Source organism: Streptomyces sp. NPDC028331, assembly GCF_055565775.1.
In genome coordinates this window covers 33350-46355 of the sequence record NZ_JBVHTR010000022.1, presented here as the reverse complement: position 1 = coordinate 46355, position 13006 = coordinate 33350, and the positions used below count along the sequence as shown (strand labels likewise).

Here is a 13006-nt window from a genome sequence, read left to right as displayed (position 1 = left end):
GCCCCCCCCTACCCCCTCCCCCCCCCCCCCCCCCCTCCCCCCCCCCCTCCCCCCCCCCTCCCTCCCCCCCCCCCCCCCCCCCCCCCCCGGCGCCGTATCACGCCTTGTCGCGCAGCCGGGCCGCCAGGGAGGTCAGCGGCTCGGTCTCCGCGGTGTGACCCAGGGCGGTGAGGCGCGAGAGCGCCGCATCGAGGCGGGTGAGGGCGGGGGCGGGGCGTTGCAGGTAGACGCCCTCCACGGCAGCCGCGAGGCGGACGCACTCGGCCCACTCGCCGGCGTGGTCCCCGTCGGGTCCCGGTTCGCCGAGCAGGGTGAGCGCCTCGTCCAGGGCGGCCAGGGCGGTCTCGTACTCACGGGCGTAGGCGTTGACCCGCCCGTGTTCGTAGGCCAGGGCACTGTCCAGGGAGCGGCCGCGGGCCTCGTACCCCGCAGCGCGGGCCTCGTCGGCGATCCTGCCCGCGTCGGCGAGGAAGGCGAGGGCGTCGGCCAGCCCCTCGGAACCCTGCTGCTGGGCCTGGAGGCGGGCGAGTTCGCGCAGGCAGTTGCTGAGCTGCTCGTAGCGCGGGGCCCGGGCGTGGGCGGCGACGGCCTGGTCCGCGGCCTCGCGAGCCCGGCCGAACTCGCCGGATTCGGCGAGGAGTACGGCGGTCTCCGCGGCGATCATGGCGTGGTCCCCGGGGTCGTCGTCCCAGTCGGCCGACTCGGCCGCGAGGGCGGCGAACTCCGCCGTGGCGGCCTTGAGGTCGTCGCCCGCGTACAGCGCGCGGGCGCGGGTCAGGCGGAGCTGTGCGGCGAGCCGGTCGTCCAGCTCTCCGGCGACGACGTCCGGTTCGGCCAGCAGGGAGTCGAGCAGGGCGATGCAGTCCTCGACGCGGCCCAGGTCGAGGCTGAGCTGGGCCGCGTTGCTGTAGGTGCAGAACGCGTCGGTCCGGCTGCCGTGGCGCAGTTCCAGCTCCGCGGAACGCGTCAGGTGCCGCAGTGCCTCCTCGGGGCGGCCCAGGTGCATGCAGGCCTGGGCCAGGTCACCGTGCAGGCGGGCGGTGTCGACCGCGTCGGACGGCCAGTCGGCGGCCAGGCGCAGGCTCTCGGTGAGGTCCGCGTGCGCGGCCTGCGCGTCCCTCAGGCCGAGCTGGATCCGGCCGCGCAGGCCGAGCGTGCGGGGCAGGTGCCAGGCGGGGCCGTGCGCCTTCAGCCGGTCGAGGAGGGCGTCGGTCTCCGTGAGCGCGGTCGGCAGATCGCCGGAGAGGGCGTACGTACCGGCCCGCAGGATGAGGGCGCCGGAGACCTGTGTGGCGATGTCGTGCCGGGTGGCGAAGTCGAGCAGCAGGTCCACCTCGGCGAGGACCGGCGCGACGTGCTCCTCGTCCCCCGACGTCTGCAGCCGCAGGCCGAGCGCGGTCGCCCGCAGCCGCAGCAGACGGGCCTCCTGGTACGGGGCGAGGCCGGGCGTCTCTTCGTGCAGACGGACGAGGGCCGCGTGGGCGGCGGTCAGCGCGGCGGCCTTCGCCTCGGCTCCGTCGGCACGCTCCCCGGGGATCTCGCCTGCGGGGAGCAGGGCGCAGGCGCGGGCGAGCGCCGCGTGACCCGGCGCTCCGGCCTCGTCGTACAGGCGCGCGGCCTCCTCGTACAGGGCGACGGCTTCGCCGAACCGGTCCCTCTCGCCCGCCCGGCTCGCCTCGTCGGCCAGCAGGTCCGCGCGCACCTGCACGAGCGGCCCCACGGCAGGGTCGTCGGGGTGGGCGTAGTCGGGGGCGGCGACGAGCGTGCGCAGCCGTGCCCAGCAGGCCGCTGCGTCCGGATGCCCCTGCTCGTCCAACGCCCGGGCGCGGGAGATCAGTTCGGGCAGCGATGCGGGGACGGCGGCGGCCGGGCGGGCGGCGGGCGCGGCAGCCGGGCCGACCGGGGCCACGTCGTCGAGGCCGCGGGTGCGCAGGGTCAGTTCCAGTGCGTCCACGAGGGGGGCACGGTCGAGGCGGGCCCTGCGCCGGTCGGTGTGGGTCGTGGTTCCGTTGCGGGCGTCGAAGCGGGCGGCGAGGTCGTCGGCGCGGCGACGCACCTCGGCGCGCAGGCCGGTCACCGTCCAGGTGCGGCCGGCGTATCCGGCGGCGGGCAGTTCGCCGTGGCCGAGGAGTTCGACGCGCTGGAGGAGGACCTCCACGCCGGTGAGGAAGCCGAGCAGGTCCAGCGGCGAGTCGACCTCGTCGAACAGGCTCCGGTTCTCGGCGAGCAGTTCCAGGCCGCGTGCCTCGTTGCCGGTCAGCGCGCAGAACTCCAGGTGCCGGCCGACCTCCCCGGACATCGAGGGATTGCGGCGGCAGCCGCGGTAGCCGGCCAGGTGCAGCTCGCGGGCCCGGTCGGCGCTGCCGGTGCGCAGCAGGGGGAGCAGCGCGTAGGAGACGGAGCGGGCGGGCTCCTCCTGGCAGGATTCCTTCCCGGCCAGGACGGGCTCCCAGATGCGCAGCGCCCGCTCGTCGTCGCCCGCCGCGAGGTGGTACAGCGCGCGCTCGCAGATCTCACAGGCCTCGCAGTCGCTGAGCCGGGTGCGGGTACGGCCCGCCCACAGCTCGAAGGCGAGGTCGGTGTCCTCGCCGACGTGGGCGGCGAGCTGGTACGCCTGTCCGTAGTAGGGCTGGAGGCCGAGGCCGGCCTTCTCGTACCGGTCGCGCATCTCCGCCAGCCACTGGCGCAGGCCGGCCAGCGGCATCTCGGGCAGCGCGCGCAGGGCGCCCGCCACCCACTTGAACCGCCAGAACAGCCGGTGGCGCAGGCGCTCGTCGAAGACGTCGGGCTGCTCGTCGAAGAGGGTGAGCAGGCGGGCGAAGACGACGGGTGACTTCCTGGGTTCGGAGCCGTAGTTGTACGCCTCCTGGAGCTCGAACAGCGCGTGGACGAGCGGGACGGGCTCCGCGAACTGCTCGGCGGCGTCGACCAGTTCCTCGGCCGTGACGGTGCGGGTCCGGCCGTAGGGGCGCCCGGCGTTCTCCTTCAGCGCCTGGTACAGCTCGTCAGTGGTCTGGGGTGCGGTCGGCATCGTCAGCTGTCCTTGCGGAGGGCGTGGGCGAGGAGGTCGAGGAAGGAGCGGTTGATGAGGCTCGATTCGGCGGGCCTGAGCGGGCGCCGGGACAGCATGGCGGCCTGACCGTAGAGGGCTTCGGCGCTGGTGCGGGCCAGTTCGGGTTCGTCGATGGTGACGGCCGTACGGACCAGCGGATTGAGCTGGTTGAGGATCAACTGGGCCCGCGGGGCTTCCTGGCGCAGGTGGCCCAGGATGTCGCCCCACAGGCCTCCCTGCTGCTCGCGGGCGAGCTGGGAACGGGTGCGCTCGTGCCGGGCCTCGCGGCTGTCGAGGAGGAGGGCGGGGGCGGAGGCGGGCTGGAAGGTGCGCAGCGCCACGTCGCAGTCGAAGACGGCGAGGGCGTCGCGGGCCTGGGCCAGGTAGGCCGCGGCGGCCAGTTCCGTCTCCCGGTCGACGGGGTCGAGGTGGGCGGTGAGCGTGGCCGGGTCGAGGTCGGCGACGGTGATCTCCGGCCTGATCTCCGGCAGCCGGTGGACCAGTTCGCGGTCGTAGGTGTAGCCGCCGTTGACGACGCCGAGCCCGGCGGCCGAGGCGATCGCCGCGACCTGCCGGAACTCCTCCACGCTGGAGGTCACGAGCACGGTGCGGTGGGTGCGGGCGAACTCGTCCAGGGTGGCGTGTCCGTCGGTGGTCTCGAACGGCAGCCAGGGCAGCAGCATCCGCAGGATCTCGTCGTCGTGCACCGCCAGCGACTTCACGGCCAGGTGGTGGGCCTGGAGGAAGCGGCCGAGGAGGTCCGGGTCACTGGCGGCCGTCCGGGCGATCCACGCGCGCAGCCGTTCGGCGAGGACGTCACGGACCGCGGCGAGGGTGTCGTCCTCGTACAGGGACTCGCGGGACGCCGTCGGGCGCAGGCTCTCGGCGTCGATGACGCAGCGCACGAAGAACGCCCACTCGGGCAGGATCTCCTGGGCCTGCTCGGACAGCAGCATGCCCTTGACGTGCACGCGGTGGCCGTGGCGGCGCCCGGCCGGCACCGCCTCGGGCAGCACGCAGGCGATGCCCTTCAGGCCGACGGCCGGCAGGTCCAGCTCGATGGTGTCCAGCGGCGTGAACCCGAAGACGTCTTCGCCGTACGCGGCCAGCGCGCGGGAGCGTGCTCCCGGCGTGGGGTACGTACGCGCCCACGGTGCGGGCTCGGGGTTGACGGGTGCGCCCGGGTCGCCCGTGCCGTCGTCGAAGGTCACAGGGTGGCGCAGCAGGGAGCCGAAGTGCCGGGCCAGCGCGTGCACCTGGGCCGGCCGGGTCCACTCGCCCGCGTCGGCGCGCGGCGTCAGGGTGACGGTGGTGCCGGGCCGGGGGCGGGCGGTGACGGGCAGGGTGCGGACGGTGTAGCTGCCGTCACCGCGTCCCCGCCACTCCACGACGGGGGCGTCGGGGGTGCGGGCGGAACGGCTCAGGACATGGATCTCGTCGGCGACCAGGAAGCAGGAGAGCAGGCCGATCCCGAACTGGCCGATGAAGTCGCCCCGTTGCTCGGCGATCTGCTCGGTTCGCTTGCTGCTGCGGCCGATCGTGGCGAGGAAGGTGTGCACGTCGGCCTCGGTGAGACCGACGCCGTCGTCCTCGACACGTACCACCGAACCGTCGGCGTACAGGCGGATGCCGAAGGCGTCGGCGGGGGCGGCAGGTTCGAGGCCGTGCCGCGCGGTCAGCGCGTCCACCGCGTTCTGCAGGAGTTCGCGCAGGTAGACGCGGGGGCTGGAGTAGAGGTGGTGGGAGAGGAGATCGACGAGGCCGCGCAGATCCACCTGGAAGGTGCGGTCGGCGCCGGCCGGGCTCGAAGGGGTGGCGGGCAGAGTCATCGGGCAGTCCGGGGTGAGGTGAGCGACGGGCGGCGGGTGGGGTGGCGGGTTCAGGCGTTGCGCCGGGCGCGGGCGTACATCTCTTCCGGCTTCGCCATGTACCTCCAGGGCCACGTGGTGTAGGCGCCCTGCAGCTCGCGGAAGACCCGCGGCAACGCGATCCTCTCGGAGGCCAGGGACAAGGCCATGGCGAACATGTTGAAGTCCTGCTGCCAGCCCGGGCGTCGCACGTAGGCGGGGTGGAGGATGCTGCGCTCGGCCGCGTCCAGCAACTCGTCCTGGATGTCGGGGGTGATGAGGCAGTTCTTGCGGTCGGACTCGACCCAGTCCTCGATGTGCGCGACGGCGATCACACAGCCGAGGCGATGGCCCTCGGGCGCCCCGGCGAACGCCTCACGGGCGAACGCCAGGGCCTCGCCCGGCTCGCCGCCCCAACGGGGCTGCAACTGCGACACCCACTCGATGTGGGTCTCCAGGTCCAGCGGGTCGCGGCGCAGGGCGGCGTCGAGCCGGGTCTCGTTGACGGCGGGGCCCAGCGACATGCCGCGGCCGGAGGTGAGCAGGCGACGCCACGGCGTGACCCATTCCGGCCGCAACTCGGCGGCTTCGAAAAGCTGCTCCTCGGCGATGTGGAGCCGCTCGTGGAAAACCCGCCACTGCTCCTGCGTGACGTCGACGGCGAGCGCGCGGGTGCGCGCCTCCCAGCCCCAGCTGATGTGGCGCGCCCCGGATATCAGCAGGGCCGTGGCCCGGTGCTCCTTGTCCTCCTCGACGGCCCGGCCGATCCAGTCCTGCACACCGTCCAGGTCCGCCAGCTCACCGAGGACCTGATCGTCGCGGCCGAGATCGAAGGGGGCCAGCGCCGCCCTGACCGCCGCCCAGTCACCGGCGTCGGCCGCCTCCACCAGCGCGAGCACCCGCGCGTCTCCGAGCGCGCGCAGCGTGTACATCCCGTTCTTCGGCCTGCGCGGGGCCGGAAGGGCATGCGGATCCGCCGCCGGTCTCTCCCCGCCCCTGCCGAACAGCTTGCCGAACATGCCGCGCCCTCCCCAGGTTCCGCGTGATCGTCCGGTGCAGCATAAGCGGCCCCACCGACACCGCTTCCACAGGGTTTCCACCGAAACTTTCGGGCTCCGCAGGGGCGGAACGAGGAGCGGGAGCCGATCGTCGAATCGGTTCGCGTGAAGAGGCAACGGGAGCCTGCAGAACGCCTGTCAACACCCCCCACCGCGCTTCTACACCCGCCAGAAGGTCCGTGTTTCCTGCGGTCGAGGGGATTGCTGGCCGGGATCACCAGTGCTAGCTTCCCCGAACCGGTTCGATGAACTGATCCTTCCGACGACCGTGGCCCGATTCCGCACCCCAGGAAAGGATGGAGCCGCCGCCCCTGCCGATTCGCCCGAGCTTCATCGCTGCCGCGCAGCATCCCTCGAACCGGTTCGACGCATGCCGATACCAAAGGATTGAGGACGCGATCCATGTCATCCGCTGACAGACCGGCCCCGCGCCGGGCCCCGGCCGCCATGGCGCTGGCCCTCGGCGCCGGCCTGCTGGCCGCGCCGGCCGTCCCCGCCCATGCGGCCGACACGCCCCAGCCCGCCGCCCGTTACAGCTTCGACCAGGACGATCTGACCTCCGGCAAGATCGCTGACAGTTCCGGCAACGGCCTCACGGCGACCCTGGTCAACGCCTCCACCGCCCAGTTCGTCGCGGGTGCGGACGGCGGCAAGGCGATCGCCCTGCCCGGCGGGGCCCCCACCTCCGACGGCGCGTATGTCCGCCTTCCCCGCGAAGTCCTCGGTGACGCAGCCGACTTGACGGTCTCGGTCCGCGTGAAGTGGAGCGGCGACAAGGCGGCCTGGCAGCGCATCTTCGACCTGGGCACCGACACCTCCACGTACCTGTTCACGACGCCGTACAACGGCAGCGTGCTGCGCACCGCCGTGACCACCGGCGGCGGGGGCGCGGAGGCCCAGGTCTCCGGCTACGCACCCCTGCCCGCCGACGGGTGGCGGACCGTCACCGTCACCCTCGACACCGCCGCCCACCGGGTCACCACGTATCTCGACGGCGTCGCGGTGTCCTCCGCCACGACGACCGTCAAGGCCAGGGATCTACTGGGCGGTTCGGCCACGGCCGCCGGTTACATCGGCAAGTCCTTCTACCAGGACCCGCTGCTCAAGGGCGCGATCGACGACTTCACCGTCTGGCACGCGGCGCTCACCCCCGAGCAGATCGCCGGCACCGTCGGGAACCTCCCCACCCTCCGGCAGCTCTCACAGACATCCTTCGATGTCCGTACGACGACCGGAACGGCCCCCTCCCTCCCCGCCGCCGTGCGCTCCTCCTTCTCCGACGGCTACGACCGTGACACGCCGGTCACCTGGGACGCCGTACCGCCCGAGAAGTACGCCCGGCCGGGCACGTTCACCGTGGCCGGAACAGCGGCCGGACAGGCCGTCGAGGCGACCGTCACCGTGGTCCGCGAGGGAGCGATCACCGTCGACCTCGCCTCGGGCACCGGCGCGTTCCACGGCGGCGCCTCCGGCACCCTCTACGGCGTGTACGGACCGGACGTGCCGACCAACAACCTCATCGAGGGCATGGGCCTGCGCACGGTCTCCACCAAGGCCCAGGACGGCCCGCAGCACCCAGGGGCCGACGCGCTGGACGTGGTGAAGCCGCTGGCCGACTCAACCGACGGTGATGTGTACATCTACATGACCGACATCCACCGCGGCTTCCCGTACGAGTGGCCGGGCGACACCCCCGCCGAGAAGCTCAAGCTCTACAAGGAGAAGATCGCCAAGCAGGTCGACCAGGTTCTGCAACTGCCGAAGCAGTACCAGGACAACATCGTCTTCGTGCCGTTCAACGAGCCCGAGGGCAACATGTTCGGCACCGGTGAGTGGAGCTACGACAAGGTCAGTTGGCTGAGCGACCCCAAGGACTTCTTCGCCGCCTGGGACGAGGTGTACAAGCTCATCAAGGGCAGGATGCCGGACGCCCGCATGGCCGGCCCCAACACCAGCGTCCTGTACGACCAGGTGAAGGACTTCCTCAGGCACACCCTGGCCGCCGGCACGCTCCCCGACGTCATCACCTGGCACGAGCTGAGCCACCCGGAGGCGGTGCGCCAGAGCATCGCCAAGTACCGGTCCTGGGAGAAGGAGCTGTTCACGGGCACCGATCGTGAGGGCACGCAACTCCCCGTCAACATCAACGAGTACGCCTTCAACTACCACACCTCCGTCCCCGGCCAGATGATCCAGTGGGTGTCCGCGATCGAGGAGTCCAAGGTGGACGCCGACATCGCGTACTGGAACATCGACGGCAACCTCTCCGACTCCGCGGTGCAGTCCAACCGGGGCAACGGCCAGTGGTGGCTGCTGCACTCGTACGCCTCGATGAGCGGGCACACCGTCAAGGTGACCCCGCCGTTCCCGGGCCAGAACTACACCATGCAGGGCGTCGCCACGCTCGACGAGGACAAGAAGCAGGCCCGGCTGATCTTCGGGGGTTCCGACGGCAAGGGTCACATCACCTTCGCCGGCGTCCCCGAGAAGGTCTTCGGCGATCGCGTCCACGCCTGGGTGAGCGAGATCGACTGGAGCGGGCAGATCGGCGACAACTCCGGACCGAAGCTGCTGACGGAGACGAACCTGAAGGTCGGTGACGACGGCGAGGTCGTCGTCGACTTCGGCGACGGCACGCTGCCGAAGCTGAAGGAGTCCTCCGCGTACGAGATCGTCCTCAGCCCGGCCGGGAAGGCGAAGGGCACGCAATCCCCGCCCGTGCGCTGGCAGGCCTCGTACGAGGCGGAGGACGCCGCCCACACCGGCTCCGGCTATTCCAGGAACGGCCCGGAGGGCTCGACGAACGACGTGTCGAAGTTCTACACCTCCGGTGGCTACGACGTCGGCGGCCTGCGCACCGGCTCGGACGTCACCCTCGACTTCGGCGTGGACGTGCCCGAGGACGGCACCTACGACCTGAGCGTCTTCGCCAACTCGCTCAACACCTTCGACAAGGTGAAGGAGCAGGGCCCCACCAACGTCTTCCTCCGCGTGGACGGCGACGCGGACAGCGAGCAGGAGCTGTACCTGCCGCTCGGCTACAAGTGGGTGGTGTGGGACCACACCGACACCAAGGTCCGTCTCACCAAGGGCAAGCACACCCTGACGCTCGCGGCGAAGAGCCTCGACGGCGAGCGCGCCACCAAGGGCGACGCCATCGTCGACCGCCTCACCCTGTCCCTGCCGAGCGCCTCCGCGGCCACCGAGGTCTACGAGGGCGAGCTGGCCTGGATGAGCGGCGGGGCGCGGCCCGTCTACGACCTGCCGAAGCACACCACGACACCCGCCACCGGCTCCGGCGCGGTCCGGCTCGCGAAGGACCAGACGGCCACGTTCTGGGTCTACTCCCCCGCCGACCGCGAGGCCACCCTCGACGTCGGCACCCTCGGCGGCACGGGCGCCCGGCTCTCCGTCAACGGGCATGACGTCCTGCACCTGGCCAAGAACAGGCACAAGGTGGCCGTCTCGCTCTCCGGCGGCATCAACAAGGTGACGGTGACGGGCAGTTCGTCACCGACCCTGGTCGACCGTCTCACGGTCACACCCACCGACGGCACCCTCACGACACACACGTACGAAGCACAGGATGCCGAGCTCGCGGGCTCGGCCACGCTGACACCGCTGTCCCTGGCGACCGGCGGTACGGCGATCACCGGGATCGGCGGCGACCCGGGCAACGGCAACACCGCGACGTTCACGGTCGCCGCGGACGAAGCCGGCCTCTACGCGCTGCGGATCCGCTACTCCAACCCCGAGCAGTCCGAGGCCACCCACTACAACCCGGACCCGCTCGCCCGCCACGCCGACATCACCGTCAACGGCGGCGAGCCACAGCGCGTCGGCTTCCCCCACACCTTCCACCAGAACGACTTCTGGGAGCTGACCGTCCCGGTCCAGCTCAGGAAGGGGCGGAACACGATCGCCTTCCGCTCCGAGGAACTGCCGAACTTCGACGGCACCACCTACGCCTCGGACACCTTCCCGGGAGTGCTGCTCCGCTCCCGGTACGCGCCGCTGATCGACCGGATCGCCGTCGCGCCGTACGCGCGGGAGGTGCGATGAGGTGATCACCGGCGGCGACGCGACGCGCGCGTAGGCCGGGCAGCGCGGCTCCGCCCCCGCCCTGCCGACGATCGCGTCCACCTCGCCGCCGGTGCAGCGAGCACCCGCCCGGGCCGTCGCCGTCGACGGACCCGGGCGCCTGGCTGTTCGAAGGGTTCGCCGGCCTGGTCGACGCCGTCGGGCGCCACCGGCGCGGTGTCGTCCTCGGGTACCGAAAGCGTCGCAGGACCCGCTCGGAGAGCACGAGGAAGCGAGCAGCACCACCATGTCTTCTTCTGACCGCGCTCGGCGCTTCGGCGAACCCGGGAGATGACTGCGAGTATCTGAGATATCGCAGAAGCTCGGAGACATCACAGAGCGCTCGGAGACGTCACAGAGCGCTCGGAAATGTCACAGAGCACTCGGAGATATCGCAGGGCGCATCCGCACAGCGGTGTCGACCGGAAAGGCCGACTTCACGAGCCATCCGGCCGTCGAGCAGAGCCTCGGCGACGCTCGCGCGGGGCGTGGAATTCGCCACATTTACTCCCTTCAATACGGATGAATGCATAAAAGTGGTTCGTCGAAGCCGATTGCAATCCCCGGAAACCGAATCCAGGGATTCAACGACCAGCGGCATGGGAGAAGCGTTTGATCACGGCAGGTAAGCGATGCACCGGGCTGATGGCTACGGCCGGCGTACTCGGCGGCGTACTCGCGCTCACGGCCTTCGGCGGTACCAGCACCGCTGCCACCGGCGGCGACGGCACCGGGAGTCACCCGACATCGCAGGCACGGGGAGATCGGGCAGGCGCCCAGGACGCTGCTGACGCCCGCATCACGATCACCCCCGGGCAAGGTGCCTCCAACGTCGGGATCGACGGCCCCGTCGCAGTCACCGTCAGCAACGGCAAGCTCACCAAGGTGACCATGACCGACGTCGCGACCGGTGCCGAGATCCCGGGCACCCTGTCCGCGGACGGCACGTCCTGGAAGCCGAACGGCCGGCTGGAGCGGGCCACCAGGTACCAGGTCGCCGCGGAGGCCGAGGACGCCGAGGGCCGCCCCGTGACCGGGAACGCCACGATCACCACGGTCTCCCCCGCCAACGACTTCATCGGGCACCTCTCCCCCGAGGACGGCTCGACCGTCGGCGTGGGCATGCCGGTGACGGTCGACTTCGACAGGGCGATCGGCGACAAGGCCGCCGTGGAGTCGGAGATCCAGGTCAGCTCCAGCAGCGGGCAGCAGGTCGTCGGTCACTGGCTCAACGACACCCGCCTGGACTTCCGTCCCAAGGACTACTGGAAGCCGGGCTCCACCGTCACCGTCAAGCTCACCCGCCACGGCATCCGGAAGACGGTCACCTTCAAGATCGGCCGGAGCCAGATCAGCACCGTCGACGCCAGGACGAAGCAGATGAACGTCGTACGGGACGGCAAGACGATCAAGACGATTCCGATCTCGTCCGGCAGCCCCGAGCACCCGACGTACAACGGCCGGATGGTCATCTCCGAGAAGTACCGGCAGATCCGCATGAACGGTGCGAGCGTCGGCCTCACGAAGAAGGACGGCAAGCCCGCGTACGACATCGGGGACGTCCCGCACGCCATGCGCCTGACCGCCTCGGGGACGTTCGTCCACGGCAACTACTGGGGTGCCGACTCGATCTTCGGCAAGGCCAACACCAGCCACGGCTGTGTGGGTCTGAAGGACGTCAAGGGCGGCGGCGACGGCAAGCAGCCCGCCGCGTGGTTCTTCGACAACTCGATGATCGGTGACGTCGTGATCGTCAAGAACTCCGAGGACAAGACCGTGTTGGCCCCGGACAACGGCCTCAGCGACTGGAACATGCCGTGGAGCGAGTGGGTCTCGGGCAGCGCGTCAAGCTGATGCCATGTCACTCCACGCATGACCCGCATCCCGCGGAGGGCGGCGTGGAGATGCCCTGTAGGCCCTCGACTCCGGTGTTTCCGTTCCCCGTTGCACCGGTGGTCGAGTCGAGGGCCTACGTCAGGCATGCGGTGCCTCAGAGGACCGCGGTGGCGGTCTCCTCCTGAGTGCCGAAGCCCCCGTTCTCGTCCCAGTAGAAGACGGTGACCTTCACCTTGTCGCCCGCGACGAAGCCTTTGCCGGCCGGGCTGAGCTTCATGTGCACGGTGCGGCTGACGAAGTCGCAGGTGATCTTGGACGCGTCGATGGTGCCCGTCGCGTTCCGCTTTTCGGCAGCCGACCCGGTGACCTTGGAGGCGTAGCCGGCCATCTGCAGGTCCACGCCGGTGTCGCAGGAGTACTTGATGTCGAGCTGCAGGCCCTGCTTGTCGAGCGAGACCTTGGTGATGTCCAGCAGGTTGGCCTTGGCCGCGGCCGTGGGCGCGGTCGCCACGGCGCCGGCGACGGCCAGTGCGGCGGCGGTGGCGGCGACGGCCACACCGCGCCGAACCCGGGATGCCTTCATGAAGTTGTTTCCTTCCCCCTGAGCGGTCACCTCTACGGTGACTGCAACAGTTGTTCGTTTTGGTCAGCTTGAACCTTACGCGATCATCCAGGGCATCCCGGGCCCTTTTCGACAGCTCTGGCCGGCAGCCCCCGTGAGAACCGGCGCCGCTTGCTCCACCGCTCCAGGTGCGTCCGGCAACTCCCCTGCGGCCGCTGCCCGAACCGATCGCCGCACCCGGCTTAGCCGACGACGTTGATGTAGCTCATCATGCCGTTGTCCTCATGGGCCGCGATGTGGCTGCGAGAACGGCGGAGTTGGCGGTTTTCGGGGAGACGAACCTCCCGTTTCCCCGCAGCAGACCCGCAAGGGCCCCAGGATCCGGAAGGCTGCCCCAGGGGGATCCACGGGAGGTCGTCGTTGCCGTCGACGCGGGCGATGTCCCAGCCTTCGAGCGAGGGTTCCATGGCTCCTCCTGGCGCGGTGGGGGGGGGGGGGGGGGGGGGGGGGGGGGGGAGAAGGGGAGGGGGGGGGGGGGGGGGGGGGGGGGGGGGGGGGGGGTGGGGAGTGG

Annotated in this window: 7 protein-coding genes; 2 read left to right on the top strand and 5 right to left on the bottom strand. The window is 71.1% G+C overall.

Annotation, left to right across the window (positions count from 1 at the left end):
* Positions 1–97: 97 nt before the first annotated feature.
* Genes ACZ4SW_RS27910 through ACZ4SW_RS27900 form a run of 3 tightly spaced genes read right to left on the bottom strand, consistent with a single transcriptional unit; the run spans position 98 to position 5918 of the window.
* A complete protein-coding gene (locus ACZ4SW_RS27910) occupies positions 98–3031 on the bottom strand; it encodes a hypothetical protein (protein ID WP_468251109.1) in 2934 nt (977 codons plus the stop codon).
* 2 nt (positions 3032–3033) lie between these two features.
* Positions 3034–4881, bottom strand: coding sequence for an HSP90 family protein (locus tag ACZ4SW_RS27905; RefSeq protein WP_468251107.1), 1848 nt, complete (start codon positions 4879–4881; stop codon positions 3034–3036).
* A 50-nt stretch (positions 4882–4931) separates the two neighbouring features.
* Positions 4932–5918, bottom strand: a complete 987-nt coding sequence (locus tag ACZ4SW_RS27900; RefSeq protein WP_468251105.1) for a hypothetical protein — start codon at positions 5916–5918, stop codon at positions 4932–4934.
* A gap of 486 nt (positions 5919–6404) precedes the next feature.
* On the opposite strand from ACZ4SW_RS27900, the gene ACZ4SW_RS27895 reads away from it, so the two are divergent.
* Both ACZ4SW_RS27895 and ACZ4SW_RS27890 read left to right on the top strand, forming a co-directional pair.
* Positions 6405–10019, top strand: coding sequence for a LamG-like jellyroll fold domain-containing protein (locus ACZ4SW_RS27895; protein ID WP_468251249.1), 3615 nt, complete (start codon positions 6405–6407; stop codon positions 10017–10019).
* A gap of 663 nt (positions 10020–10682) precedes the next feature.
* Positions 10683–11891, top strand: coding sequence for a L,D-transpeptidase (locus tag ACZ4SW_RS27890; protein ID WP_468251103.1), 1209 nt, complete (start codon positions 10683–10685; stop codon positions 11889–11891).
* A 136-nt stretch (positions 11892–12027) separates the two neighbouring features.
* Here the strand turns inward: ACZ4SW_RS27890 and ACZ4SW_RS27885 are convergent, their stop codons facing one another.
* Both ACZ4SW_RS27885 and ACZ4SW_RS27880 read right to left on the bottom strand, forming a co-directional pair.
* Entirely contained in the window at positions 12028–12456 is a 429-nt protein-coding gene (locus ACZ4SW_RS27885) for a hypothetical protein (RefSeq protein ID WP_468251102.1), read from the bottom strand.
* 221 nt (positions 12457–12677) lie between these two features.
* Positions 12678–12902, bottom strand: a complete 225-nt coding sequence (locus ACZ4SW_RS27880) for a hypothetical protein (protein WP_468251100.1) — start codon at positions 12900–12902, stop codon at positions 12678–12680.
* Positions 12903–13006 lie beyond the last annotated feature (104 nt).

What these genes read in the sequence shown, in the direction of transcription:
- ACZ4SW_RS27900 (WP_468251105.1), bottom strand. Translation starts at nt 5,918, where the DNA reads ATGTTCGGCAAGCTGTTCGGCAGGGGCGGGGAGAGACCGGCGGCGGAT.
- ACZ4SW_RS27890 (WP_468251103.1), top strand. Translation starts at nt 10,683, where the DNA reads ATGGCTACGGCCGGCGTACTCGGCGGCGTACTCGCGCTCACGGCCTTC.
- ACZ4SW_RS27910 (WP_468251109.1), bottom strand. Translation starts at nt 3,031, where the DNA reads ATGCCGACCGCACCCCAGACCACTGACGAGCTGTACCAGGCGCTGAAG.
- ACZ4SW_RS27885 (WP_468251102.1), bottom strand. Translation starts at nt 12,456, where the DNA reads ATGAAGGCATCCCGGGTTCGGCGCGGTGTGGCCGTCGCCGCCACCGCC.
- ACZ4SW_RS27905 (WP_468251107.1), bottom strand. Translation starts at nt 4,881, where the DNA reads ATGACTCTGCCCGCCACCCCTTCGAGCCCGGCCGGCGCCGACCGCACC.
- ACZ4SW_RS27895 (WP_468251249.1), top strand. Translation starts at nt 6,405, where the DNA reads ATGGCGCTGGCCCTCGGCGCCGGCCTGCTGGCCGCGCCGGCCGTCCCC.
- ACZ4SW_RS27880 (WP_468251100.1), bottom strand. Translation starts at nt 12,902, where the DNA reads ATGGAACCCTCGCTCGAAGGCTGGGACATCGCCCGCGTCGACGGCAAC.